The sequence below is a fragment of the Pseudomonas sp. FW305-3-2-15-C-LB1 genome (assembly GCF_058787615.1).
Map to the genome: position 1 here is coordinate 205,756 of NZ_JBYSZX010000009.1, position 25,872 is coordinate 231,627.

Here is a 25,872-nt window from a genome sequence, read left to right on the forward strand (position 1 = left end):
TTCGCCGGGTTTTTTGTGCTTACTAATCTGTGAATCAGCTTCGGGAAATGGGGCCGGTTGTCGGGTGACAGGGGAAAATTGTTACTTGGCGGAAAATAACCTAACGGATGGGTTACGATGAGAGTAGGCAATTACAAAGGATATGTGATTTCGGTGTTTATCAGGGATGAGCATTGCCCGCCCCATGTGCATGTGCGGGGGAAGGAATGGGATGCGCGTTTTCGTTTCAGCTTTCTGGACGGGGACGTGGAGTTGTGGGACGTAGAGCCTGAGCGGCGGCGGCCACCCATGGCGGTTTTGAAAGAAATACGCTGGGCGATCATGCAGCGGCATTACTTGGCGCGGGCACGTAGGCTCTGGTGGGAATACCTGCAAACGGTCTGCCTGGAGAATCATTCCTGGGATTGGGAGGCCGGTGAGTTGGTGCCAGGGTTGGTTATTCGACGTGGAGTCCACGTCATCGCAAGTGCTCGGCACGATGTCGTAGCGCAGAGGACAATTTTGAATCTGGTAAGAGCACCAGACTGCGTGGGGATTGATCTATGAAAATCGTAAAAGCCAAAGTTGTACCCTATAAACCGCTCACTGAGGCCGACGTCGAAAAGGCGATAGCCCGAGGGCGCAAGACACGGCACCTTTATGCCCGTGCCAGCGCTGTGCGTTATGAAGACAACTGCATTTCCATCGGCTTCATCGACGGTAGTCGCATTGTACTGCCGGTAGCGGGTCTGCCCGAGTTCGCAGGGTTTTCCCTGGAGGACTTTGAGCAACTGGAAGTCGGCTTTGGCGGAAAGGCGCTGTGCTGTGAGGCCCAAGACCTGGATGTTTCGATCACGGGCCTGATTGCCACCAGCAAACCCCTGATGGACCTGGCGATCAGCCTGGTTGCTTCGCGCAACGGTCGCAAAAGCAGCGCCGCCAAAGCCGCCGCCGCTCGCGCCAATGGCAAGAAGGGCGGGCGGCCGCGCAAGAAGGAACCGGAGGACGTCGAGTTACCGCCGAGTCAATAACACCCCGGATTCCATATGGTGCGTCCACGGAAACTGGTCAAACATCGCGCATTTCGTAATCTTATGCGTGTCATGCAGTTGCGCGATGTTCGCCGCCAACGTCTCCGGGTTGCAGGAGATGTACAGGATGTTGTCGAAGCGTCGGGTCAGTTCGCAGGTGTCCGGGTCCATGCCGGCGCGCGGTGGGTCGACGAACACGCTGCCGAATTCGTAGCTTTTCAGGTCGATGCCGTGCAGGCGGCGGAACGGGCGCACTTCGTTGAGGGCTTCGGTGAGTTCTTCGGCAGAGAGACGCACCAGCGTGACGTTACCCACCGCGTTTTCATCGAGGTTGCTCAGGGCCGCATTCACCGAGGTCTTGCTGATTTCGGTAGCCAGCACGTTGCGCACGCGCGTCGCCAGGGGCAGGGTGAAGTTGCCGTTGCCGCAGTACAACTCCAGCAGATCATCCGGGCGATCGCCCAGGGCGTCGTAGGCCCAGTTGAGCATCTTCTGGTTCACCGTGCCGTTGGGCTGGGTGAAGGCACCTTCGGGCTGGCGATAGCTGAAGGTGCGCCCGCCGACTTCGAGCTTTTCCACCACGTAGTCATGGCCGATCACATCGCGCTTGCCCTTGGAGCGGCCGATGATGCTGACATTCAAGTCGGCAGCCAGCTGGTTGGCGGCGGTGTGCCAGTGCTCGTCCAGCGGGCGGTGATAGCACAGGGTGATCATCGCGTCGCCGGCCAGGGTGGTGAGGAACTCCACCTGGAACAGCTTGTGGCTCAGGGCGGCACTGGCTTGCCAGGCGGCCTTGAGCTGCGGCATCAATTGGTTGATGCGCTGGCTGGCGATGGGGAACGCTTCGATCAGGATCGGCGTGCGCTTGTCGTCCTGGGAGAACATCGCGTAGTGGCGTTCACCGCCTTCGCGCCACAGGCGGAACTCCGCGCGCAGGCGGAAGTGCTGCAGCGGCGAGTCGAAGACCTGCGGCTCGGGCGCGTCGAACGGTGCCAACAGGTCACGCAAGCGCGTGACCTTGTCTTGCAGTTGAGCGGTGTAGCGTGCGGCGTCAAAAGTCATGCGTTGAACCAGCCCAGCTTGATCACGAACAGAATCGACAGAATCACCAGCGCCGGGTTCAGCTCACGGTAGCGGCCCGAAAGCAGCTTGATGGCGGTCCAGGCGATGAAACCGAAGGCGATGCCGTTGGCGATGGAGTAGGTGAAAGGCATTGCCAGGGCGGTGATCACCACCGGCGCTGCTACGGTAATGTCGTCCCAGTCGATTTCGGCCAGGCCCTGGGTCATCAGCACTGCCACGAACAGCAGGGCCGGCGCGGTGGCGAAGGCTGGGACGCTGGCGGCCAGTGGCGAGAAGAACAACGCCAGCAGGAACAGGATCGCGACCACGATGGCGGTCAAGCCGGTGCGGCCGCCGGCGCTCACGCCCGCCGCCGACTCGATGTAGCTGGTGGTGGTCGAGGTGCCGAGCAGGGAGCCGGCCATGGCGGCGGTGCTGTCGGCGATCAGCGCACGGCCCATTTTTGGCATGTGGCCATCCTTGCCCATCAGGCCGGCACGCTTGGCCACGCCGATCAGGGTGCCGGAGTTATCGAACAGGTCGACGAACAGGAAGGCGAAGATCACGCTGACCAGGCCGATATCCAGCGCGCCCTTGATATCCAGCTGCAGGAAGGTCGGGGCCAGGGACGGTGGCATCGACGTGACGCCGCCAAAAGGCGTGACGCCCAGCAGGATGGACACGAGGGTCACCGCCAGGATGCCGATCAGCACCGCGCCGCGCACGGCCAGGGCTTCCAGGGCCACGATCAGCACGAAACCGAGGGTGGCGAGAATTGGTGCCGGTTGTTTCAAGTCGCCCAGGCCCACCATGGTGGCCGGGTTGCTGACCACGATGCCGGCGTTGTGCAGGGCGATCAAAGCCAGGAACAGGCCGATACCGGCGGCAATCGCCGAGCGCAGGGGCAGGGGGATGGCGTTGATGATCCACTCACGGATACGGAAGATCGACAACAGGAAGAACAACACCGCCGAAATGAACACCGCACCCAGCGCCACCTGCCAGGTGTGGCCCATGTGCAGCACCACGGTGTAGGTAAAGAAGGCGTTGAGGCCCATGCCCGGCGCGAGGGCGATCGGGTAGTTGGCGATCAGTCCCATCACGGTCGAGCCGATGGCGGCCGCCAGGCAGGTCGCGACGAACACCGCGCCCTTGTCCATGCCGGTCTCGCCGAGGATGCTCGGGTTCACGAACAGGATGTAGGCCATGGCCAGGAATGTCGTGATGCCCGCGAGGATCTCGGTGCGCACGTTGGTGTTGTGTGCCTTGAGTTGAAACAGCTTTTCCAGCATGCCTGCTCCCTGTGACGCTCTGTGGCGTCGTGATTTGTTGACCTCTAAGTCAAAGCACAAACTGCGCCAAGCGCCTTTGGTTTCAGAGAGGATCGGAAAAAGCGGCGCATCATACCAGCAGCCGAGGCCTTGAGGCATACTGCGCCGACGTTTAAACCAAGGTCATCTGCAACATGAAAAACGCCAGCCCGTGGAGTCTAGCCCTGATCCCCTGTATCAGCCTGTTGCTCGGCGCAGCACCGGCCTGGGGCGCGACTGCACCGCCGTTGAGCGAAGTGCGCGTGTTCAAGGTTGAATCGGCGGCGTGCACGGAAACCATCCCCGAGCGCGCACAAAGCACGCAGATGTGCACGCACCGTGGGCCCACCAAGGTGTCAGTCATGGAAGTCGGCCTGGGCAACAACCCCATGGGCCGCTTTGATGGCGCAGAGCTCAATGGGCAGCGCACGGCGGTCTGCCAGGTCGGCAACATCAGCGAGGCCTGCAACGGGGCCGGCACACTGATGGGCTACATCTATGTATTTGACCTGAACGTGCAGGCCCAGGGCTGGTTCCAATACAGCAATTCCTCGATCAACCCCCCGCAGAACACCCTGACGACGCTGCTCAATATCCGCTGATCAATCACCTTGAACGCTCATTACCCCGGGAAGTCGTACCCCTGAGACGGCGATTTCCCTGAACGCCGCGGATGTCCACCAACCCGTGAGGTGTTTATGAGCGCAACCCCCAATGGCGCGGCGGCCCAACCGTTCGTCAGCCACTCGATACGCCTGAGCCTCAACGGCCAGGACCGCCAACTGGATGTATTGCCGTGGACCACACTGCTCGACCTCCTGCGCGAGCAACTTGACCTTGTCGGTAGCAAAAAAGGCTGCGACCACGGCCAATGCGGCGCCTGCACGGTATTGCGCGACGGCAAGCGGATCAATGCCTGCCTGACCCTGGCGGTGATGTGCGACGGCGCCGAGCTGACCACTATCGAAGGCCTGGCCGACGGCGACCAACTGCACCCGATGCAGCAGGCGTTTATCAAGCACGACGCCTTCCAGTGCGGCTACTGCACCCCCGGCCAGATCTGTTCCGCCGTGGGCCTGGCCAATGAAGGCCGTGCCCACGACACCGCGCAGATCCAGGAGCTGATGAGCGGCAACCTGTGCCGCTGTGGCGCCTACAGCAATATCCGCGATGCCATCGAGGAAGTCCTGGAGGGCAAACCATGAACCCCTTCCATTACAGCAGGCCGACCGGCGTACAGGAGGCCGTGCACCTCAGCAGCGCCGCATCGCGCTTTATCGCCGGCGGCACCAACCTGCTGGACCTGATGAAAGAGAACATCAGCCGCCCCGAACACCTCATCGACATCACCGGCCTGCCGCTGCATGACATTCAGCAAACGTCCAGTGGCGGACTGTTGATCGGCGCCCTGGTGAGCAATGCCGACCTGGCCTGGCACCCGTTGATCGAACAGCGTTACCCGTTGCTCTCCCAAGCCATCCTCGCCGGTGCCTCGCCGCAGCTGCGCAATATGGCCAGTACCGGCGGCAACCTGTTGCAGCGCACCCGTTGCTACTACTTCTATGACGCCACGGTACCGTGCAACAAGCGCGAGCCCGGCAGTGGCTGCCCGGCGCGCACCGGCTTGAACCGCATCCATGCGATCCTCGGTGCCAGTGAGCAGTGTGTCGCTACCCATCCTTCGGACATGTGTGTCGCCCTGGCGGCATTGGCGGCGCGGGTGCATGTCGAGGGCCGTGGCGGTGCGCGGATCATCGAGTTCGCCGACTTCCACCGCCTGCCCGGTGATACGCCGCAACGGGACAACCTGCTGGCCGACGATGAGCTGATCACCGCCGTCGAACTGCCTGCCGACAACCTGGCAAGCCATAGCAACTACCTGAAGATTCGCGACCGCGCCTCTTACGCCTTCGCCTTGGTGTCTGTCGCTGCAGCCCTTGAGCTGGACGGCGACCGCATCATTGATGCGCGCCTGGCGCTCGGCGGCGTGGCCCACAAACCCTGGCGCGACCGCGCGGTGGAAGCCGGGCTGATCGGCCAGGTTGTCAGCCGCGAAACCTTCAGCCAAGCCGCCGACGCCCTGTTGCAAGACGCGGAACCCTTGGAACACAACGGCTTCAAGATCAAGTTGGCGCGCCGGGGCATCATTCGTGCCCTGAGTGACGCCGCTGTTGCAGGAGAACGCCCATGACTGCCATCGGCAAACCCTTGGACCGGGTCGACGGTCTGCTCAAGGTTACCGGCCAGGCGCGTTACGCCGGTGAGTTTCCCGAGGAGGGCCTGCTGCATGGCAGCGTGGTGTCCAGTACCGTCGCCAAGGGCCGCGTGCTGCGTATCGACGCTTCCAGGGCGTTGGCGCTGCCGGGGGTGGTGGCGGTAATTGATCACCTCAACCGGCCAAGAATCTCCAGCTACGACGACGCTTTCCAGGACGACGACGCGGCCGATGGCTCGCCGTTCCGCCCGCTGTACAACGATCGCGTGCTGTACAGCGGCCAACCCCTGGCCTTGGTGATCGCCGACAACCTCGAATTGGCGCGGCATGCCGGCTCCCTGGTGGAGATCGAGTACGCAACCGAAGCCTTCGAAACCGACCTGCTGGCCATGCAGGAACAGGCCTATGCCTCGCCGCAAACCCCGCCCAAGCCGCGCGGCAACTTCCAGGCCGAGTGGAGCGGCGCCGCCGTCAGCCTGGACCTGCACTACAGCACGCCCGTCGAACACCACAACCCCATGGAGCCCCACGCCAGCACCGTGCTGTATCAGCCGGACGGCACCCTGCATATCCATGACAAGACCCAGGGCCCGCAGAACTGCCAAGCCTATGTGCAAAAAGTCTTCGGCCTGGATAAAAGCCAGGTGCGCATCTTTGCCGCGTTCGTCGGCGGCGCGTTTGGCTCAGGTTTGCGCCCGCAGTACCAATTGCCGCTGGCGGTGATGGCGTCCCTGGCGCTCAAACGCTCGGTGCGCGTTACCCTGACTCGCCAACAGATGTTCACCTTCGGCTACCGCCCGCGCACCTTGCAGCGTTTGCAGATGGGCGCGGCCGCCGACGGTCGTTTGCTCGCGCTGGGCCACACCGCTATCGGCCAGACCTCGCGCTTCGAGGATTTCAGCGAACATGTGGTGGAGTGGAGCGGCATGCTCTATCACTGCGACAACGTGCAACTGACCTACAACCTGGTGCCCCTGGACGTGTTCACGCCCCTGGACATGCGCGCACCTGGCGCAGCGCTCGGGGTGATCGGCCTGGAGTGCGCCATGGATGAACTGGCCTGCGCCTTGGGAATCGACCCGGTGCAACTGCGGCTGATCAACTACGCCGAGCGCAACCAGAACGAAGACAAACCCTGGTCAAGCAAGGCCCTGCGCGAATGCTACAGCGAAGGTGCCGAGCGTTTCGGCTGGAGCCAGCGTAACCCGGAACCGCGCAGCATGCGCGACGGTCGCCAGTTGATCGGCTGGGGCATGGCCGGCGGGGTGTGGGAAGCCATGCAGATGAAGGCCAGCGCCAAGGCGCGGATCGACGCGCAGGGCAAGCTGACGGTCAGCAGCGCCACCACCGATATCGGCACCGGCACTTACACGGTGATGACCCAGATTGCGGCGCAGGCCAGTGGCGTGGCGGTCGAGGACGTGGTCTTTGTGTTGGGCGATTCCTCATTGCCTACCGCACCGCTGCAGGGCGGCTCGTTTACCGTGTCTTCGGTGGGCACGGCGGTGCAGCAGGCCTGCGAAGCGTTGACCGGCAAACTGCTGGTCATTGCTCGGCAGACTTACCCGGTCTTCACGCAGGCCGAATCCGTACGCTTTGAAGACGGCCAGTTGCATACCGGTGACGTGAGTGTGTCGTTGGCGCAGTTGGTCAAGGACAGTGGCGAAGACGCGCTGGAGGTGCAGGTCGACAGCGAGCCCGACAAAAAACGCGAGGGCTATAGCACCGCGACCCATTCGGCGGTGTTTGTGGAAGTCCGGGTCGACGAAGACCTGGGCACCATCAAGGTCAGCCGCGTGGTCAGTGCGATTGCCGCCGGGCGCGTGGTCAACCCCAAGATGGCCCGCAGCCAGATTCTCGGCGGGGTGGTGTGGGGCATCGGCATGGCCCTGCATGAGGAAACCCAGACGGATCATCAGTTGGGGCGCTTCATGAATCACAGCCTGGCCGAGTACCACATCCCGGTGAACGCGGACATCGGCGAGATCGACGTGGTGTTTGTCGAGGAGCATGACGAGATCGTCAACGCCCTGGGGTCCAAGGGCGTGGGGGAGATCGGCATTGTCGGTGTTGCGGCGGCGGTGGCGAATGCGATTTATCACGCCACCGGCAAACGGGTGCGGGAATTTCCCATCACCCTCGATAAGGTGCTCTGACACGCTCTAGCCAGCACTGGTTATCAAGTGTGGGAGGGGGCTTGCCCCCGATGGGGGGTGTCAGTCAACGATGCTGTGACTGACATGGCGCTATCGGGGGCAAGCCCCCTCCCACATGGGTTATACGCTGGTTTTTTGAATAGGCTCTTCCACCGGCACGTGCATGCGGTCACGGTTGGCCAGGGTCGGGAACAGCTTGATCCACACGCCTGTTATCACCAGCGTACCGATCCCGCCCATGACCACGGCCGGCACGGTGCCGAACCAGTGGGCCGTGATCCCGGATTCGAACTCGCCCAACTGGTTCGACGCACCGATAAACAGGCCGTTGACCGCACTGACCCGACCGCGCATTTCATCCGGGGTTTCCAGCTGCACGAAGGACGCACGGATGACCATGCTGATCATGTCCGCCGCCCCCAGCACCACCAGCACCGCGAGGGAAAACCAGAAGGAGGTGGACAGGCCGAAGGCGATGGTCGCCACGCCGAACACACCGACAGCGGTGAACATCACGCGGCCCACATGGCGGTCCACCGAGAACCGCGCCAGCCACAGCGACATCAGCAACGCCCCCACCGCCGGCGCCGAGCGCAGCAGGCCCAGGCCCCAGGCGCCGGTCAGCAGGATGTCCTTGGCGAACACCGGCAACAGCGCGGTCGCACCGCCCAGCAGCACCGCGAACAGGTCGAGGGAAATGGCGCCGAGAATGTCCGGGCGGCTGCGGATAAACCGGATGCCGGCCAGCAGCGAATCCAGGGTGGCCTTGCCTTTATTCAATGGGGTCTGGCGGGCGGGCAGGTTGAGGGTCAGCACGCAGGCAATGAGGTACAGCACCACGGTAGGGCCATACACCCACACGCTGCCGAACGCGTAGAGCAAACCGCCGAGCGCCGGCGCGACAATGGTTGCCAGTTGCTGGGCCGACTGCGACGAGGCCACGGCGCGTGGGAACAGCGCGCTGGGCACGATGCTTGGCAGCAGTGCCTGGGTGGTGGGCATTTCGAACGAGCGCGCGGCACCCAGCAGGAAGGCGAGGATAAAGATCATCTCGCGGGTCACGTTGCCGGTCAGGCCGCCGATGGCCAGGCTCAGGGCAATCAGCGCCTGCACGGTCTGGCAGATGGCGGCCACCTTGCGTCGCTCATAGCGGTCGGCCACATGCCCGGTGTGCAGCATGAACAGTACGCGGGGTACGAACTCCACGAGGCCGACCAGCCCCAGGTCCAGCACATTGCCGGTCAGTTGGTAGAGGTTCCAGCCGATGGCCACGGTGAGCATCTGGAAGCCGCTGGCGGTGAAGATGCGCGCCAGCCAGAACGCGATGAAAGGGCGGTGGTGACGCAACAGCAACGCGGGTTCACTAGGCATCGGGGAATTCAGATCAGAGCCAAAGGAAGCGCCGAGATTATCATTAAGTTGTAACAGATAGTTGCAACAACTGAGCTGAGGCAGTCTGTCACGCGGCAAAAGACCACACAGTTCATTCCTGAAAATGGGACTACTCTTTCAGCAATGCTTGATCCAGATCAATGCCCGCCCGGGCATCGGCCTGGTGGCCTGCGGGCCAGATTCCCTACGCGGTTGGCTAAAAAAAGAAACGAATCGAAATTCGCCAGACTCCATATCCGTGGGGGCAGTGGGTGCAGGCTCCCGCCAGCAGCCGGTATTACCTGACAGAGGAAGACTTATGTTCGGTTTGGAGGCGCTCGATCTCGCCCGAATTCAATTTGCGTTCACCATCTCGTTCCACATCCTGTTCCCGGCGATCACCATCGGCCTGGCCAGTTACCTCGCGGTGCTGGAAGGCTTGTGGCTCAAGACCCACAACGACACCTATCGCGACCTCTACCACTTCTGGTCGAAGATCTTTGCCGTCAACTTCGGCATGGGCGTGGTGTCCGGCCTGGTCATGGCCTACCAGTTCGGCACCAACTGGAGCCGCTTCTCGGACTTTGCCGGCGCCGTCACCGGCCCGCTGCTTACGTACGAAGTGCTCACGGCGTTCTTCCTCGAGGCCGGTTTCCTCGGCGTGATGCTGTTCGGCTGGAACAAGGTCGGGCGCAACCTGCACTTCTTCTCCACCGTGATGGTGGCCGTGGGGACGTTGATTTCCACGTTCTGGATCCTTTCGTCCAACAGCTGGATGCAGACGCCCCAGGGTTTTGAAATCATCGATGGCCGTGTGATCCCGACCGACTGGTTCGCCGTGGTCTTCAACCCGTCGTTCCCCTATCGCCTGGCGCACATGGCCACGGCGGCCTTTGTGGCCACCGCGTTCTTCGTCGGCTCCTCGGCAGCCTGGCACTTGCTGCGTGGCAAGGACAACCCGGCGATCCGCAAGATGCTCTCCATGGCGATGTGGATGGCCCTGATCGTTGCGCCCATCCAGGCGGTGATCGGTGATTTCCATGGCCTCAACACCCTGAAGCACCAACCGGCGAAAATCGCCGCGATTGAAGGCCACTGGGAAAACATCGGCAACGAACCGACTCCGCTGATCCTGTTTGGCTGGCCCGACATGAAGGCCGAGAAAACCAAGTACGCGGTGGAGATCCCGTACCTGGGCAGCCTGATCCTCACTCACTCCCTGGATAAGCAAGTGCCGGCCCTCAAGGAGTTTCCACCGGAAGACCGCCCCAACTCGACCATCGTGTTCTGGTCGTTCCGGGTCATGGTCGGCCTGGGCTTCCTGATGATCTTCACCGGCCTGTTCAGCCTCTGGCTACGCCGGGGCGACAAGATGTACACGTCCAAACCGTTCCTGTACCTGGCGTTGTGGATGGGGCCGTCCGGCCTGATCGCCATACTTGCGGGTTGGTTCACCACCGAGATCGGCCGCCAGCCGTGGGTGGTCTACGGGCTGATGCGCACGGCGGACGCGTCCTCCGGGCATAGCCTGGCGCAGATGACCATCACCCTGGTGTTGTTCGTGGTGGTGTACTTCGCGCTGTTCGGCGCAGGCCTGGGCTACATGATGCGCCTGGTGCGCAAAGGGCCTCAGACCCACGAAGGCAGCGAGCCCACCCATGGTGGCCCGGGCCAGAAACGTACACCGGCCCGTCCGTTGTCCGCCGCCGATGATGGCAGCGACGACGATCACGCGCACATCCAGCACAAGGGGCATTGAGATGGGTATTGATCTTCCGCTGATCTGGGCCGTGATCATTATCTTCGGCATCATGATGTACGTGGTCATGGACGGCTTCGACCTGGGTATCGGCATCCTGTTTCCGTTTATCCCGGGCAAGACCGACCGTGACGTGATGATGAACACCGTGGCCCCGGTGTGGGACGGTAACGAAACCTGGCTGGTACTGGGCGGCGCAGCGTTGTTCGGTGCGTTCCCGCTGGCCTATTCGGTGGTGTTGTCGGCGCTGTACCTGCCGCTGATCCTGATGCTGATCGGGCTGATCTTCCGCGGTGTGGCCTTCGAGTTCCGCTTCAAGGCCAAGGACCACAAGCGTCATCTATGGGACAAGGCCTTTATCGGCGGTTCACTGGCCGCCACGTTCTTCCAGGGCGTGGCGCTGGGCGCGTTCATCGATGGCATCCCTGTAGTGAACCGCCAGTTTGCCGGCGGTTCGCTGGACTGGCTCACGCCGTTCACGATGTTCTGCGGCGTGGCGCTGATCGTGGCCTACGCGTTGCTCGGCTGCACCTGGTTGATCATGAAGACCGAAGGCCCGCTTCAGGAAAAAATGCACAACCTGGCGCGACCGTTGGCCTTCGTTTTGCTGGCGGTGATCGGCATTGTGAGTATCTGGACGCCGCTGACGCACCCGGAAATCGCCTCGCGCTGGTTCACCCTGCCGAACCTGTTCTGGTTCCTGCCGGTGCCGATCCTGGTGCTGGTGACCCTGTACGGGTTGTTCCGTGCCGTGGCGCGTAATGCGCACTACACGCCGTTCCTGCTGACGCTGGTGCTGATCTTCCTGGGCTACAGCGGCTTGGGTATCAGCCTGTGGCCCAACATCATTCCGCCATCGGTGTCGATCTGGGACGCTGCCGCGCCGCCCCAGAGCCAGGGCTTCATGCTGGTGGGTACGCTATTCATTATCCCGTTCATCCTGGGCTATACCTTCTGGAGCTACTACGTGTTCCGCGGCAAGGTCACCCACGAAGACGGTTACCACTAGGAGGGGCGTTCCATGTCCGGCAAACCTTCGTTGCACGAGATTGAACAGGCCGAGAAGCAGCCGTTGTGGCGGCGCCTGGGGTGGCTGGCGATGATCTGGACGGGCAGTGTGCTGGCCCTGTTCGTCGTGGCCAGCCTGATGCGCATGTTTATGAATGCGGCCGGCCTGACCACCCACTGACATCCCGATCCGGGCTTTGCGGCCCGGCTTTCCAGCCCTGCTTTTCGCCAGAGAAGCAGGGTTTTTTTATTTGCGCGCCTTGAGGATCACGAATTTTGGCGTGGTGGCGACTTGCTCGACACCCCGGAACAGGCGCGCCAGCTTGGTGTGATAACCGAGGTGGCGGTTGCCGACGATATAAAGGGCGCCGCCCACCACCAGGGCTTCCCGTGCCTGTTGGAACATGCGCCAGGCGAGGAAATCGCCGACCACCTGCTGCTGGTGGAACGGTGGATTGCACAGCACCACGTCCAGGGATTGCGGCTCTTGCCCCGCCAGGCCGTCGGCGGCACGCACGACCACATCGCGATCACCTAGGGCGGCTTGCCAGTTTTCGGCCGCCGATTGCACCGCCATGTAGGACTCGTCCACCAAGGTGTAGTGCGCTTCGGGGTTTTGCAGGGCGCTGGCAATCGCCAGTACGCCGTTGCCGCAACCCAGGTCTGCCACGCGGGCGCTGCCCAGGTTTTTCGGCAGGTGGGGCAGGAAGGCGCGAGTGCCGATGTCCAGGCCTTCGCGGCAGAACACGTTGGCGTGGTTCAGCAGTTCGATAGCCGGTGCGTCCAGGGTGTAGCGGGTGGGGTAGGGCGACACGGCAGCAGGGCGATCTTCAACGGTGGCGATCAGCAATCGCGCCTTTTTTACCGCGAGCGATGCGTGCATCGGGCCAATGTAACGCTCCAGCAACTCGCCCGCCGCCCGTGGCAAATGCTTGATCATCGCCCCGGCGATCACTTCGGCGCCTGGGGCCAGCTGGCCTTGCAAGCGAATCAGTTGTTCTTCCAGCAATGCCAGGGTTTTGGGTACGCGGATCAGCACCCGGTCGAACGGCCCGGTGGGGATATGGCTGGCCGGGATGAACGCAACGGCGTCAAACGCCTTGCCGTTGCGCACCAGGTTTTTTTCCAGGCCTTGCGCCGCCAGGAACGAATCGCCACTGGAGGTCAGTTGCACGTTGCCTTGAAGGCTGGCCGCAAGGGCGCCGAAGCTGTCATTGAGCACCAGCACCCGGGTTTGTGCGGTCGGCTGCTGTTCCGCCAAGTGGCTGAGCAGGTACTCGTCGGCGGCATCGAAGGCTTGCAGCGGATCGTTGTGTTGCTCTGGCTGGCGGATCAGATCGAGCTGGGCAAAGGGGCTTTCGAGCAGGGGCATGGCGGGGGAGACTCTGGGTAAACGATGGGTGTTCGACAGCGGTTGCCGAACCGTCTGAGTGAACCACGGGCGACACCCCGGAGGGGTCGCTCAGCACTCAGAGTGGGTGGTAAATGTTACGTTTTTTTCAGCGCGATTACATGCGGTGTTTCTTGGCCGGTTAAATAATCCCGGCCTGCGCGGCGCGAAGCACGGCGGCGATTTTGTTGTTGACGCCCAGTTTCTTGAGGATACTGCTGACATGAAAGCCTACCGTACGCTCGGACAAACAAAGTATGGCGGCGATATCTGCTGCGGTCTTGCCCATGCCAGACCACATAAGGACTTCCGTTTCCCTAGGGGTCAATTTGCTTGCAGGGTTGACGCTGGGTTTTTCGGCAAACTTCTGCGCCAGCACGGCATGCATGGCGTGGCAAAGCCATAGCGCCATTCCTGCTTTTTCATACAATTCTTCCGGGCTGATGTCACCTTTGCCACGGCTCAACGTCAGCATGCTGAAGACCCCCCGGAAATCATGCACGCTGATGGTCAACGCCTTGTGTACCTCCAAGGTAGCGGCCAAAGACCAAAGACTGGGCACGTCTTTGAATGTTTCCTCCTTCCAGACAAGGGGTAACACGCCCTCCCTACAATGTTTCACTACGGGGTCTACATCGAAGTAGTGCGCTTGGTGGTATAGATTTTTCCATTCAATTGGATAGTTCGTCAGTTCCACCGGTTTGTTTTCACCGTTGGTGAGTTGAGAACTCATCTTGAAGGAACAGTATTGGAAACCGAGTTCGTAGGCCTTGTTGATGGTCATTTCAAATACGCTGGTGACCTCGTCCTCACCTTCCAGCGAGTGGAGTCGTGTATTTCGCCAGTTAAGCATGGGTAAATCTCCATGGGGTCTCCGTGACTTGGGGTACGTCCTTTATCCCCAACGTTGCACGAAAATCAGTGTAGGACACGTACTACATGGCGAGAGGAAAATTTCGTTCTTGCGCTGTAAGGTTTAAGAATTTTTCCACAGGAAGGTAGTTAGCCAAGCAATTGGCAAGTTCGAAACTCGCGATTTATTAGGGGGTTGAAGCGCCTGTAACAACCCACTAACAGCGGCTATATGAGGTAGTTTTTAAAGCTAATAGCGAATTGATCGAAGGTGAAATCAACTTGCCATCATTGCGTACTGGTGTGATGCCACTTCCTATCGTAGGTGTTTCCGCGCACGACTTTGAGCGACACTAGGGCACTTGTAGAACGGAGCCCCCCATGACGGCCAGTGCTGAGAAATTTACCCGCCAGATCTTGCTCGACGTGCAATCGCTGACCCCCAGTCTGTTTACCCTGCGCACCACCCGCGATCCGGGCTTTCGTTTTACCGCGGGCCAGTTTGTACGCCTGGGTGTCACCAAGGCGGATGGCAGCACGGTATGGCGTGCGTATTCCTTGGTGTCCTCGCCGTTTGATGAGCACCTGGATTTTTTCTCGATTGTCGTCCCGGACGGTGAGTTCACCAGCGAGCTGAGCCGTCTGCGAGTCGGCGATACCTTGATGGTGGAGCGCCAGGCCACGGGGTTCCTGACCTTGAACCGCTTCGTCGACGGTCGGGATTTGTGGATGCTTGGCACCGGCACCGGGGTGGCGCCGTTTTTGTCGATCCTGCAAGACTTCGAGGTCTGGGAGAAATTCGAGCGCATCATCCTGGTGTACAGCGCACGGGAAGCCAAAGAGCTGGCTTACCAAGAGCTGATCAACGAGTTGGGCGAGCGCGAATACCTGACCGAATACGCGCACAAACTGACCTACATCCCCATTGTTACCCGCGAACAACACCCCGGCGCATTGAATGGGCGCATCACCACGCTGATCGAAAATGGCGAACTGGAGCGCGCGGCCGGCGTCGAACTGACCCCGGAGCATTCCCGCGTGCTGATTTGCGGCAACCCGCAGATGGTCGATGACACGCGCCAATTGCTCAAGCTGCGCGATATGAACCTGAGCTTGAGCCGGCGACCCGGCCAGGTGGCGGTGGAGAACTACTGGTAATAAAAAAGGCGCCTCAAACAGGCGCCTTTTCATGCCGGCTCGATTAGAGCGGCTTGTCGTTCTGTGCCTTGAGCAGATCGCGGATCTCACCCAGCAGCACTTCTTCCTTGGTCGGCGTCGGCGGCAGGCTTGGCGCCACGGCCTCTTCACGTTTGAGGCGATTGATCGCCTTCACGCCCATGAAGATCGCAAACGCGATGATCACAAAGTCGATGACGCTCTGGATGAACTTGCCGTATGCCAGGACCACCGCAGGCACATCGCCTTGGGCAGCCTTTAGCGTTATCGCTAGGTCACCGAAGTCCACGCCACCGATCAACAGACCAATGGGCGGCATCACCACGTCGCCTACAAACGAGGAAACAATTTTGCCGAAGGCTGCGCCGATGATAATACCGACCGCCATGTCGACCACATTACCTTTGACCGCGAAGGCCTTGAACTCACTGATCACGCCCATAGGTTATTCCTTGTTACAGATGAGAAGGGTGGTACCCAGTGTAAGTCAGTCGTAGAGGGCTTGCCTGAAACAACCGCTCACACTGTTAGCTTTTATCGACACATTAAAACGCAATTAGTTTGCAAAGTGCCATCAATCGCGCGCGAAATACCCGCCAAATCAGCGACTTACCAGATTATTTTATCAATCGGGTTGTTATGACTTTTCTATTTATCTTCTGACTCGCGGGTCACTAGCCTCTGGCAAGCACAACTGAATGTGCACTAAAAAAACCAGAGGAAACCTCGATGAACAATCCAATGAGCCGCGGGCCTGTTACCGCGCGATCCGCGCTGGTACTGGTGACCGCCAGCCTGCTTTCCCTGTCTGTACACGCCGCCAACCTGACCCGCGACAACGGTGCCGCCGTCGGTGACAACCAGAACTCGCAAACCGCCGGCGCCAATGGCCCGGTGCTACTCCAGGACGTGCAGCTTATTCAGAAATTGCAGCGCTTCGACCGCGAACGTATCCCCGAGCGCGTTGTACACGCCCGTGGTACCGGTGCCCACGGCACCTTTACCGTCACTGATAGCCTCAGCGACCTGACCAAGGCCAAGGTGTTTGCCGCCGGCGAGGCCACCCCGGTGTTCGTGCGCTTCTCCGCCGTGGTCCACGGCAACCACTCCCCGGAAACCCTGCGTGACCCACGCGGTTTCGCCACCAAGTTCTATACCGCCGAAGGCAATTGGGATTTGGTGGGCAACAACTTCCCGACGTTCTTCATCCGTGATGCCATCAAGTTCCCTGACATGGTCCACGCGTTCAAGCCAGACCCACGTACCAACCTGGATGACGATTCGCGGCGCTTCGACTTCTTCTCCCACGTGCCCGAAGCCACCCGTACGCTGACCGAGTTGTACTCCGACTCCGGCACCCCGGCCAGTTATCGGGAGATGGACGGCAACGGTGTGCACGCCTACAAGCTGATCAACGCCAAGGGTGAAGTGCACTACGTCAAGTTCCACTGGAAAAGCCTGCAAGGCATCAAGAACCTCGATCCCAAGCAGGTCACCGAAGTGCAGGGCCGCGACTACAGCCACATGACCAATGACCTGGTCACCCACATCAACAAGGGCGACTTCCCCAAGTGGGACCTGTACGTGCAGGTGCTCAAGCCTGAAGACCTGGCCAAGTTCGATTTCGACCCGCTGGACGCCACCAAGATCTGGCCGAACGTGCCTGAGCGCAAAGTCGGGCAAATGGTGTTGAACCGCAACCCGGCCAACGTGTTCCAGGAAACCGAGCAGGTAGCCATGGCCCCGGCCAACCTGGTGCCGGGCATCGAGCCGTCGGAAGATCGCCTGTTGCAAGGCCGGGTGTTCTCCTACGCCGACACCCAGATGTACCGCCTGGGCGCCAATGCCCTGCAACTGCCGATCAACGCGCCACGGGTGACCGTCAACAACGGCAACCAGGACGGCGCGATGAACTTCGGCAAGACCACCACCGGTGTGAACTACCAGCCAAGTCGCCTGTTGCCACGGGAAGAACCGCAAACCGCGCGCTACAGCCAGTCGGCGCTGTCAGGCAGCACCCAGCAGGCGAAGATCCAGCGTGAGCAGAACTTCAAGCAGGCGGGTGACTTGTACCGCTCCTACAGCAAGAAAGAGCGTCAGGACTTGATCGAAAACTTCGGCGGCTCGCTGGCCACCACCGATGACGAGAGCAAACACATCATCCTGTCGTTCCTCTACAAAGCCGACCCGGAGTACGGCACCGGTGTAGCCAAGGTGGCCAAAGGTGACCTGGCGCGCGTGAAGGCGCTGGCGGAAAAACTGACTGACTGATCCGTTAGTTACGGTCGACGCCCCGATACGGGCGTCGACCCCTGGCAGGAGAACAACCATGCGAATTTCTATCGGCTTGCTGATGGCCATGCTGGCCTTTGTCGCCCAGGCCGAGACTCCCGACCCGGTGGCGCTCAAGGCCCAATTGCAGGACTACTATTTCGACGCCGCCCGCCGTGGCGACCTCGACATGCTCAATACCTTTATCGACTCCGGCTACAGCCTCAACACCCAGGACGACAAGGGCTACACCGCGCTGATCCTCGCTGCCTACCACGGCCAGGGGCCTTTCGTGGAGCGCCTGCTCAACGCCGGTGCCGACGCCTGCGTGCAGGACAAACGCGGCAACACCGCGCTGATGGGCGCGATCTTCAAGGGCGAGTTGAAAATCGCCCAGCGCCTGCTGGCCACCGACTGCAACCCCGACCAACGCAACGGTGCCGGACAGACCGCCGCCATGTACGCCGGGCTGTTCAAGCGTGTCGAGCTGCTGGATGAACTCAAGGCCAAGGGGGCCGATCTCAATGCCGAAGACCCGGTCGGTAACACCGCTTCACGCTTGGCCAGTGGTGAAATCCGGACCCCGGCGTCGCGCTGAGCTATCATCGCGGTTTTTCGGTTGGAGGTTCTCAAATGGCAAAGGCCAAGCGCATGTACGGCTGCACGGAGTGCGGCGCGACCTTTCCCAAGTGGGCCGGCCAGTGCTCCGAGTGCGGTGCGTGGAACACCCTGACTGAAACCATGATTGAGAGTGGCGGTGCGGCGGCCCCCACCGGTCGGGCCGGCTGGACCGGGCAGCAGGCGCAGATCAAGACCCTGGCTGAAGTCAGCGTCGAAGAGATCCCGCGTTTTTCCACGGCATCCGGCGAATTGGACCGCGTGCTGGGCGGCGGCCTGGTGGACGGCTCGGTGGTGCTGATCGGCGGCGACCCGGGCATCGGCAAGTCGACGATTTTGCTGCAAACCCTGTGCAGCATCGCCAGCCGCATGCCGGCGCTGTACGTCACCGGCGAAGAATCCCAGCAACAAGTGGCCATGCGCGCCCGCCGCCTGGGGTTGCCCCAGGATCAGCTGCGGGTCATGACCGAGACCTGCATCGAAAGCATCATTGCCACGGCCCGTATCGAAAAGCCCAAGGTCATGGTGATCGACTCGATCCAGACCATTTTCACCGAGCAGTTGCAATCGGCGCCGGGTGGCGTGTCCCAGGTGCGCGAGAGTGCGGCGCTGCTGGTGCGGTATGCCAAGCAGAGCGGCACGGCGATCTTCCTGGTCGGCCACGTCACCAAGGAAGGCGCGCTGGCCGGGCCTCGGGTGCTCGAGCATATGGTCGACACGGTGCTGTATTTCGAGGGCGAGTCCGATGGTCGCCTGCGCTTGCTGCGGGCGGTGAAGAACCGTTTCGGGGCGGTGAACGAGTTGGGTGTATTCGCCATGACCGACCGGGGGCTGAAAGAAGTCTCCAACCCATCAGCGATTTTCCTGACGCGTGCCCAGGAAGAAGTCCCTGGCAGTGTGGTGATGGCAACGTGGGAAGGCACCCGGCCGATGCTGGTGGAAGTGCAGGCGTTGGTGGATGACAGCCACCTGGCCAACCCGCGCCGCGTGACCCTGGGCCTGGACCAGAACCGCCTGGCGATGCTGTTGGCGGTCCTGCACCGCCACGGTGGCATCCCGACCCATGACCAGGACGTGTTCCTCAACGTGGTCGGCGGGGTCAAGGTGCTGGAGACCGCCTCCGACCTGGCGTTGATGGCGGCAGTCATGTCCAGCCTGCGTAACCGGCCATTGCCCCATGACTTGCTGGTGTTTGGTGAAGTCGGTTTGTCCGGTGAAGTTCGCCCGGTGCCCAGCGGCCAGGAGCGCTTGAAGGAAGCGGCCAAGCATGGCTTCAAGCGTGCCATCGTGCCCAAGGGCAACGCGCCGAAGGAATCGCCGCCCGGGATACAGATTATTGGGGTGACCCGCCTGGAGCAGGCACTGGATGCACTTTTCGAGTAAACAGGGAGGGGCGCAATGCAACGAACGAATCGCTGGGGCGTGCTCGCCCTGTTCATGACCTTGGCCGGTCTGCCTGTCCTGGCGTGGGCCGACTTGCCGGCGGGATATCGCCTGGCGCAAAAGCTGGTCACGGAAGAAGGCAGCGTGCTGCAGGTGCTGGAAGACCAGCGCATCAGCGCTCAATTGCACAAGGACAGTTGGGGCAACGGGTTGGACGAAGACTCGTTCGACGAGCCCGGTGACCTGGTTGAAAACCCGTTGCTCGACGCCCAGCTGCGTCTGGTATCGGCCGCCGGCGAGGTGATCGCGCGCAAGAACCTCGGCTACCCGCTGGCCAAGGTCAAGAAAGCCCCGCTCAAGGGACAGCCCGCGCCTGTGTATTTTTTGATCGTTGATCAGACCGCGCCCATGGGCAGCTACAGTGGCCCGGCCACGCAACTGTTACTGCCTGCCAAGCAGGAACTGGAACCGGTGAGCTACCAGGACACCGACGGCAAACTCAAACCACTGACCCTGGCCAGCACCGGCAAGGCGGCCTGGAAGGTTTCGACGCCCGTCGACGGTAGTGCGGATGAGCTGTTGCAAATCTCGTGCTTTATGGACGGCGACGGTGACGATGATTTTGCCACGCGTTACCAGACCTACCGTTGGGTGGATGGCCAGTGGCAGGCGGCATCGACGCAGAAAGCCGGTTACTGGGACACGGAAAGCGACTTCCCGGCGCGTACGGCATTTCCCTGAGCCGTCATACTTCCAGCAAGGCGGCCAACTCCCGGTGCAGCTCGTCCTCGTCACCCAGGTTCAACTCGATCAGCCGCCGCAAGTGGCTGATCGAATCCAGGTCGATGTGCTGACACACAAACCCCAGTTGCCCAGGATCCTCATGGGTCAGTCGCACTTGCATCTTTATATGCGCCTTCGGATCGAGGCGTATATCGACGTCGAACGGCAGCGCCTTGTTGCCCTTCCAGTCTTCCGGCCGTTGCACCAGCAGGCCTTTTAGCGACAGGTCCACCAATTGCACTGGCCATTCGCGGCCGTTTTGCCGAATTTCGGTCTTGGCATCAAAGGCGATGCGGCGGAAACGACGGCGGTCAGACGGTTGCTCGGTCATGGTGAAGCCCTCCGGGGATAGGGGGATTGTAGCCGTGCGCCACTATTGGCTCGGTTTTTCTGCTTTTTTTGTCCGCAGAAGGCTCTAGACCAACGTAGGGGGGTGGCCTTTAAGTCCAGTAGCGCTAAACTCCGGATGGCTGTCCTTTCTGTCCACCCTGGCTGGAATATAAAAATGAAAAATAATAATAGCCTGCTACGCCACCTACCCTGGCTGGTGCTGGCAATCGTAGGAGCGTGCGCCCTGGGCGTAGTGGCCTTGCGCCGCGGCGAGGCGATCAACGCCTTGTGGATTGTGGTCGCTGCTGTGGCCATCTACCTGGTTGCGTACCGTTACTACAGTCTGTTCATCGCTAACAATGTGATGCAACTCGACCCACGGCGGGCCACCCCCGCAGTGCTCAACAACGACGGTCTGGACTATGTGCCGACCAACAAACACATCCTTTTTGGTCACCACTTTGCGGCCATTGCCGGTGCAGGCCCGCTGGTCGGCCCGGTATTGGCGGCGCAAATGGGTTACCTGCCCGGCACGCTCTGGCTGATTGCCGGCGTGGTGCTGGCCGGTGCGGTGCAGGACTTCATGGTCCTGTTCCTGTCCACCCGTCGCAACGGCCGTTCCCTGGGCGACATGGTTCGCGAAGAGATGGGCCGCATCCCGGGGACCATCGCGCTGTTCGGTTGCTTCCTGATCATGATCATCATCCTCGCGGTGCTGGCGCTGATCGTGGTCAAGGCGCTGGCCGAGAGCCCATGGGGCATTTTCACGGTGATGGCGACCATCCCGATCGCGATGTTCATGGGCATCTACATGCGCTACATCCGCCCGGGCCGCATCGGTGAAATCTCGATCATCGGCGTGCTGTTGCTGCTGGGTTCGATCTGGCTGGGCGGGCAGATTGCCGCTGATCCGGTCTGGGCCAAGGCGTTCACCTTCACCGGTATCCAGATCACCTGGATGCTGATCGGCTACGGTTTCGTCGCCGCCGTTCTGCCGGTGTGGCTGATCCTGGCACCGCGTGACTACCTCTCCACCTTCCTCAAGATCGGCACCATCATCGCCCTGGCGATCGGCATCCTGGTCACCATGCCAGAGCTGAAAATGCCGGCCTTGACCCAGTTCATCGACGGTACCGGCCCGGTGTGGAAGGGCGGCCTGTTTCCGTTCCTGTTCATCACCATCGCCTGTGGCGCGGTCTCGGGTTTCCACGCGCTGATCTCCTCGGGCACCACGCCCAAGCTCCTGGATAACGAAACCAACGCCCGCTACATCGGTTACGGCGGCATGCTGATGGAGTCGTTCGTGGCCATCATGGCGATGGTCGCCGCTTCGGTGATCGAACCTGGCGTGTACTTCGCCATGAACAGCCCGGCCGCTGTGGTCGGTGGTGATGTGGTGGCCGTGGCGCAAACCGTCAGCAGTTGGGGCTTTGCGATCACGCCTGAGGCGCTGCAAGCCGTGGCCCATGATATCGGCGAAACCACCATTCTGGCCCGTGCCGGTGGTGCGCCGACATTGGCGGTGGGTATCGCACAGATCCTGCACAGCGTACTGCCGGGTGAAAACACCATGGCATTCTGGTACCACTTTGCGATCCTGTTCGAAGCCCTGTTCATCCTCACGGCGGTGGATGCGGGCACCCGTGCCGGCCGCTTCATGCTGCAGGACCTGCTGGGTTCCTTCGTGCCGGCGCTGAAACGCACCGAGTCGTGGACCGCCAACCTCATTGCAACCGCCGGTTGCGTGGCGATGTGGGGTTACCTGCTGTACCAGGGCGTGATCGACCCACTGGGCGGTATCAACACCTTGTGGCCACTGTTCGGTATCTCCAACCAGATGCTGGCAGGTATCGCGCTGATGCTGGCAACCGTTGTGCTGATCAAAATGAAACGCCAACGCTACATCTGGGTGACCATGCTGCCGGCCGTCTGGCTGCTGATCTGCACCACCACGGCGGGCTTCATCAAGCTGTTCGACGCGAACCCGGCGATTGGCTTCCTGTCGCTGGCCAAGAAGTACAGCGATGCATTGGCCAACGGCCAGATCCTCGCCCCCGCGAAGAGCATCGACCAGATGCAGCACGTAATCTACAACGCCTACACCAACGCAACGCTGACGGCGCTGTTCCTGTTCGTGGTGTTCAGCATCCTGTTCTATGCGCTCAAGGTCGGCGTCGCCGCCTGGGGCAACAAAGAACGTACGGATAAAGAAGCCCCGTTCCAGGCTGTACCGGACGCGTAATCGAGGGTTGCAACCATGTTCAATGACATCAGTCGCCTCGGTAAATACCTCGGTCAGGCCGCGCGCCTGATGGTCGGCATGCCCGACTACGACACCTACGTCGAGCATATGCAAACCAAACACCCGGACAAGCCGGTGATGGACTACAAGGCGTTCTTCCGGGAGCGCCAGGAAGCCCGTTACGGCGGCAAGGGTGGGCCCAAGTGCTGTTGAGTTAACGCAATATCCCTGTGGGAGGGGGCTTGCCCCCGATAGCGGTGTGTCAGTGACAGGTAAGTGCCTGACACGCTGCTATCGGGGGCGAGCCCCCTCCCACATTTGTTTCTGTGTTCCTTCAAGGAGAATTTCTTTTGTCCTCTCCCATTCCAGTCACGGTCCTCAGCGGCTTCCTGGGTGCCGGCAAGACCACCTTGCTGCGCCACCTGCTCAAAGCCGAGCACGGCCTGAAAATCGCCGTGATCGAAAACGAATTCAGTGACGCCGGTATCGACACCCAGCTGTTGGGCGCAGAACCGGTGCAAGTCATGACCCTGTCCAACGGCTGCGTGTGCTGCACCATCCACACCGACCTGACCAAGGCCCTGTACCTGCTGCTCGAGCGCCTGGACAGCGGCGAGATCGCCTTCGACCGCCTGGTGATCGAGTGCACCGGCCTGGCCGACCCGGCACCTGTGGCCCAGACCTTTTTCATCGACGAGGAACTGCGCGAGCGCTATATCCTCGACGGCATCATCACCCTGGTGGACGCGGCCCACGCCGAACACCACCTGACCCAGACCATTGCCCAGGCCCAGATCGGCTTTGCCGACCGCCTGTTGGTGAGCAAACGCGACCTTGTGGATGACGCTACCTTCGATGCGCTCAGTGAACGCCTGACCCGCATCAATCGCCGTGCGCCGATCCGGGTGGTGGATCATGGCAAGATCGACCTGGCCGAGTTGCTCGATGTGCGCGGCTTCAACCTCAATGCCGGCATGAGCTTGCGTCCGGTGAGCAAGGCGCCGTCCATCGACCGTATCTCCAGCCTGGTATTGCGCACCGACCAGCCGCTGGATATCGACCGACTCAGTGAGTTCATGAACGAACTGCTGGAAGACCACGGCAAGCAACTGCTGCGCTACAAAGGCGTGCTGAACATTGCCGGGGAAGACCGGCGCATGGTGTTCCAGGGCGTGCTCAAGCTCTACGGTTTCGATTGGGATACCGAATGGGCCGAAGGCGAGGTGCGAGAGAGTGTGATCGTGTTCATTGCCGATGAGTTGCCCGAAGACAAGATTCGCGAAGGTTTTGCCAAGGTCTACCAACCCTGACTTGAAACACAATCCAATGTGGGAGGGGGCTTGCCCCGATGAGGGTGTGTCAGTAGATAACTCTGTGACTGACACACTGCTATCGGGGGCAAGCCCCCTCCCACAATTAACTGTATTTCAAATTGGAATTTGGAATAAAAAAGCCCGGCTCAAGAGCCGGGCTTTTTAGTCAAGCAACTGCAATCAAGCGCCGTACACCGGCAGCTTCTTGCAGATGGCCTTGACCTTCTCACGTACCGCGTCGATCACGGCTTCGTTGTTCAGGTCGGCCAGGATGTCGCAGATCCAGCCGGCCAGTTCCTTGCACTCTGCTTCCTTGAAGCCGCGAGTGGTCACAGCCGGGGTGCCGAAGCGCAGGCCGGAGGTGACGAACGGCGAACGTGGGTCGTTCGGCACGGAGTTCTTGTTCACGGTGATGAAGGCTTTGCCCAGGGCCGCGTCAGCATCCTTACCGGAGATGTCCTGCTTGATCAGCGACAGCAGGAACAGGTGGTTTTCAGTACCGCCAGACACTACGTCAAAGCCGCGCTCGATGAACACGCTGGCCATGGCCTGGGCGTTCTTTACCACTTGTTGCTGGTAGGTCTTGAACTCAGGCTGCAGCGCTTCCTTGAAGCAGATCGCTTTAGCGGCGATCACGTGCTCCAGCGGGCCACCCTGGGCGCCTGGGAATACGGCGGAGTTCAGCTTCTTCTCGATGTCGGCGTTGGCGCGAGCCAGGATCAGGCCGCCACGTGGACCGCGCAGGGTCTTGTGGGTGGTGGTGGTCACGACGTCAGCGAAAGGTACCGGGTTCGGGTAGACGCCAGCGGCGACCAGACCGGCCACGTGGGCCATGTCGACGAACAGGTACGCACCGACCTTGTCAGCGATGGCGCGGAAGCGTGGGAAGTCCAGGATCTGCGAGTAGGCAGAGAAACCGGCCACGATCATTTTTGGCTTGTGTTCAACCGCCAGGCGCTCGACTTCGTCGTAGTCGATCAGGCCGTTGGCATCGATACCGTATTGAACGGCGTTGTACAGCTTGCCGGAGGAGGAAACGCTGGCGCCGTGGGTCAGGTGACCGCCGTGGGCCAGGCTCATGCCCAGGATGGTGTCGCCGCCTTGCAGCAGGGCCAGGTACACGGCGCTGTTGGCTTGGGAACCGGCGTGCGGCTGGACGTTGGCGTAGTCGGCGCCGAACAGTTCCTTGGCACGGTCAATGGCCAGTTGCTCAACCACGTCGACGTACTCGCAACCACCGTAGTAGCGCTTGCCCGGGTAGCCTTCGGCGTACTTGTTGGTCAGAACCGAACCTTGAGCCTCCATCACCGCAGGGCTGGTGTAGTTTTCCGAAGCGATCAGCTCAATGTGCTCTTCCTGGCGCACGGCTTCTTGCTCCATGGCGGCGAAGAGATCGGCGTCGTACTTGGCAATAGTCAAATCACGGCTGAACATGGCGGTCCTCAAGGATCGGGGGCAGAAAAGGAGGGCATTCTAACCCAATGGGTTTTAGATGGCATATGAAAGGACATCATGTCGCGGACAAGTGGGGCTCATCTGGGGATAGGCGGTGGCTGTGAGTGCCTTATCGGGGGCAAGCCCCTCCCACAGTTGAATGTGTTCGCAGATCAGAATGTGGGAGGG

At 61.1% G+C, this 25,872-nt stretch carries 25 protein-coding genes; 17 read left to right on the forward strand and 8 right to left on the reverse strand.

The genetic code is table 11. The annotated features are described in order from the left end of the window. The first annotated feature begins 117 nt into the window (after positions 1-117). Both AC3WP7_RS19170 and AC3WP7_RS19175 read left to right on the forward strand, forming a co-directional pair. A complete protein-coding gene (locus tag AC3WP7_RS19170; protein ID WP_093125823.1) occupies positions 118-546 on the forward strand; it encodes a DUF4160 domain-containing protein in 429 nt (142 codons plus the stop codon). Continuing rightward, positions 543-1,010 (forward strand): DUF2442 domain-containing protein, encoded by a 468-nt coding sequence (locus AC3WP7_RS19175; RefSeq protein ID WP_093125831.1) that lies wholly within the window; start codon positions 543-545, stop codon positions 1,008-1,010. The genes AC3WP7_RS19170 and AC3WP7_RS19175 overlap by 4 nt, the downstream gene beginning before the upstream one ends. Here the strand turns inward: AC3WP7_RS19175 and trmA are convergent. Together trmA and AC3WP7_RS19185 are read right to left on the reverse strand one after the other, a co-directional pair. Further along, entirely contained in the window at positions 993-2,072 is a 1,080-nt protein-coding gene (gene trmA / locus AC3WP7_RS19180) for a tRNA (uridine(54)-C5)-methyltransferase TrmA (protein ID WP_093125837.1), read from the reverse strand. The genes AC3WP7_RS19175 and trmA overlap by 18 nt on opposite strands. Further along, complete coding sequence (locus AC3WP7_RS19185; protein ID WP_058427718.1) at positions 2,069-3,364, reverse strand: NCS2 family permease; 1,296 nt, start codon at positions 3,362-3,364, stop codon at positions 2,069-2,071. Before AC3WP7_RS19185 ends, trmA begins: the two co-directional genes overlap by 4 nt. 173 nt (positions 3,365-3,537) lie before the next feature. Between AC3WP7_RS19185 and AC3WP7_RS19190 the strand changes: the two genes are divergently transcribed. From AC3WP7_RS19190 to AC3WP7_RS19205, 4 genes are all read left to right on the forward strand, one after another. Further along, complete coding sequence (locus AC3WP7_RS19190) at positions 3,538-3,984, forward strand: DUF4879 domain-containing protein (protein WP_102592418.1); 447 nt, start codon at positions 3,538-3,540, stop codon at positions 3,982-3,984. Positions 3,985-4,080: 96 nt separating this feature from the next. Next, the gene (locus AC3WP7_RS19195) at positions 4,081-4,587 is read left to right on the forward strand and encodes a (2Fe-2S)-binding protein (RefSeq protein WP_071493627.1); all 507 of its coding nucleotides are present in this window, start codon (positions 4,081-4,083) and stop codon (positions 4,585-4,587) included. Further along, a complete protein-coding gene (locus AC3WP7_RS19200; protein WP_071489949.1) occupies positions 4,584-5,573 on the forward strand; it encodes an FAD binding domain-containing protein in 990 nt (329 codons plus the stop codon). The genes AC3WP7_RS19195 and AC3WP7_RS19200 overlap by 4 nt, the downstream gene beginning before the upstream one ends. Beyond that, the gene (locus AC3WP7_RS19205; RefSeq protein ID WP_102592417.1) at positions 5,570-7,753 is read left to right on the forward strand and encodes a xanthine dehydrogenase family protein molybdopterin-binding subunit; all 2,184 of its coding nucleotides are present in this window, start codon (positions 5,570-5,572) and stop codon (positions 7,751-7,753) included. The genes AC3WP7_RS19200 and AC3WP7_RS19205 overlap by 4 nt, the downstream gene beginning before the upstream one ends. A gap of 120 nt (positions 7,754-7,873) precedes the next feature. Here AC3WP7_RS19205 and AC3WP7_RS19210 read toward each other — a convergent pair whose 3' ends face one another. Beyond that, a complete protein-coding gene (locus AC3WP7_RS19210; protein ID WP_093125849.1) occupies positions 7,874-9,124 on the reverse strand; it encodes an MFS transporter in 1,251 nt (416 codons plus the stop codon). Between the two features lie 319 nt (positions 9,125-9,443). Here AC3WP7_RS19210 and AC3WP7_RS19215 point away from each other — a divergent pair, with 319 nt between their 5' ends. The 3 genes from AC3WP7_RS19215 to AC3WP7_RS19225 are packed head-to-tail and all read left to right on the forward strand — an operon-like array spanning position 9,444 to position 12,072. Beyond that, positions 9,444-10,883 (forward strand): cytochrome ubiquinol oxidase subunit I, encoded by a 1,440-nt coding sequence (locus AC3WP7_RS19215; RefSeq protein ID WP_071489952.1) that lies wholly within the window; start codon positions 9,444-9,446, stop codon positions 10,881-10,883. A 1-nt stretch (position 10,884) separates the two neighbouring features. Continuing rightward, on the forward strand, positions 10,885-11,892 hold the full coding sequence (cydB, locus tag AC3WP7_RS19220) for a cytochrome d ubiquinol oxidase subunit II (protein ID WP_092248277.1): 1,008 nt from the start codon (positions 10,885-10,887) through the stop codon (positions 11,890-11,892). Between the two features lie 12 nt (positions 11,893-11,904). After that, positions 11,905-12,072: a DUF2474 domain-containing protein gene (locus AC3WP7_RS19225; RefSeq protein WP_010206690.1), complete on the forward strand. Its 168-nt coding sequence runs from the start codon at positions 11,905-11,907 to the stop codon at positions 12,070-12,072. A 66-nt stretch (positions 12,073-12,138) separates the two neighbouring features. Here the strand turns inward: AC3WP7_RS19225 and AC3WP7_RS19230 are convergent, their stop codons facing one another. Together AC3WP7_RS19230 and AC3WP7_RS19235 are read right to left on the reverse strand one after the other, a co-directional pair. Continuing rightward, positions 12,139-13,263, reverse strand: coding sequence for a methyltransferase (locus AC3WP7_RS19230; protein WP_093529689.1), 1,125 nt, complete (start codon positions 13,261-13,263; stop codon positions 12,139-12,141). Positions 13,264-13,423: 160 nt separating this feature from the next. Next, entirely contained in the window at positions 13,424-14,134 is a 711-nt protein-coding gene (locus AC3WP7_RS19235; RefSeq protein ID WP_092248284.1) for a helix-turn-helix transcriptional regulator, read from the reverse strand. Positions 14,135-14,514: 380 nt separating this feature from the next. Between AC3WP7_RS19235 and AC3WP7_RS19240 the strand changes: the two genes are divergently transcribed. Next, a complete protein-coding gene (locus AC3WP7_RS19240) occupies positions 14,515-15,291 on the forward strand; it encodes a ferredoxin--NADP reductase (protein ID WP_092248287.1) in 777 nt (258 codons plus the stop codon). A 43-nt stretch (positions 15,292-15,334) separates the two neighbouring features. Here AC3WP7_RS19240 and mscL read toward each other — a convergent pair whose 3' ends face one another. Continuing rightward, a complete protein-coding gene (gene mscL, locus AC3WP7_RS19245) occupies positions 15,335-15,751 on the reverse strand; it encodes a large-conductance mechanosensitive channel protein MscL (protein ID WP_071489958.1) in 417 nt (138 codons plus the stop codon). 287 nt (positions 15,752-16,038) lie between these two features. Between mscL and katB the strand changes: the two genes are divergently transcribed. Genes katB through AC3WP7_RS19265 form a run of 4 tightly spaced genes read left to right on the forward strand, consistent with a single transcriptional unit; the run spans position 16,039 to position 20,322 of the window. After that, on the forward strand, positions 16,039-17,580 hold the full coding sequence (gene katB / locus AC3WP7_RS19250) for a catalase KatB (RefSeq protein ID WP_071489959.1): 1,542 nt from the start codon (positions 16,039-16,041) through the stop codon (positions 17,578-17,580). Positions 17,581-17,638: 58 nt separating this feature from the next. Beyond that, a complete protein-coding gene (locus AC3WP7_RS19255; protein WP_092248290.1) occupies positions 17,639-18,178 on the forward strand; it encodes an ankyrin repeat domain-containing protein in 540 nt (179 codons plus the stop codon). Positions 18,179-18,213: 35 nt separating this feature from the next. Beyond that, positions 18,214-19,581 (forward strand): DNA repair protein RadA, encoded by a 1,368-nt coding sequence (gene radA / locus AC3WP7_RS19260; RefSeq protein ID WP_049711449.1) that lies wholly within the window; start codon positions 18,214-18,216, stop codon positions 19,579-19,581. A gap of 15 nt (positions 19,582-19,596) precedes the next feature. After that, positions 19,597-20,322 (forward strand): hypothetical protein, encoded by a 726-nt coding sequence (locus tag AC3WP7_RS19265; protein ID WP_093514370.1) that lies wholly within the window; start codon positions 19,597-19,599, stop codon positions 20,320-20,322. A 4-nt stretch (positions 20,323-20,326) separates the two neighbouring features. Here AC3WP7_RS19265 and AC3WP7_RS19270 read toward each other — a convergent pair whose 3' ends face one another. Continuing rightward, positions 20,327-20,695 carry a PilZ domain-containing protein gene (locus AC3WP7_RS19270; protein WP_058427704.1) on the reverse strand — a complete coding sequence of 123 codons (369 nt, stop codon included), beginning with the start codon at positions 20,693-20,695 and terminating at the stop codon, positions 20,327-20,329. Between the two features lie 174 nt (positions 20,696-20,869). Here AC3WP7_RS19270 and AC3WP7_RS19275 point away from each other — a divergent pair, with 174 nt between their 5' ends. From AC3WP7_RS19275 to yjiA, 3 genes are all read left to right on the forward strand, one after another. Further along, entirely contained in the window at positions 20,870-22,936 is a 2,067-nt protein-coding gene (locus tag AC3WP7_RS19275; RefSeq protein WP_058427703.1) for a carbon starvation CstA family protein, read from the forward strand. A 15-nt stretch (positions 22,937-22,951) separates the two neighbouring features. Further along, entirely contained in the window at positions 22,952-23,149 is a 198-nt protein-coding gene (locus AC3WP7_RS19280) for a YbdD/YjiX family protein (RefSeq protein WP_003194308.1), read from the forward strand. A 137-nt stretch (positions 23,150-23,286) separates the two neighbouring features. Continuing rightward, positions 23,287-24,246 (forward strand): GTPase, encoded by a 960-nt coding sequence (gene yjiA / locus AC3WP7_RS19285; protein ID WP_093125864.1) that lies wholly within the window; start codon positions 23,287-23,289, stop codon positions 24,244-24,246. Between the two features lie 183 nt (positions 24,247-24,429). On the opposite strand, the gene glyA is transcribed toward yjiA, so the two are convergent. After that, positions 24,430-25,683, reverse strand: a complete 1,254-nt coding sequence (gene glyA / locus AC3WP7_RS19290; RefSeq protein ID WP_058427701.1) for a serine hydroxymethyltransferase — start codon at positions 25,681-25,683, stop codon at positions 24,430-24,432. Between the last annotated feature and the right edge of the window lie 189 nt (positions 25,684-25,872).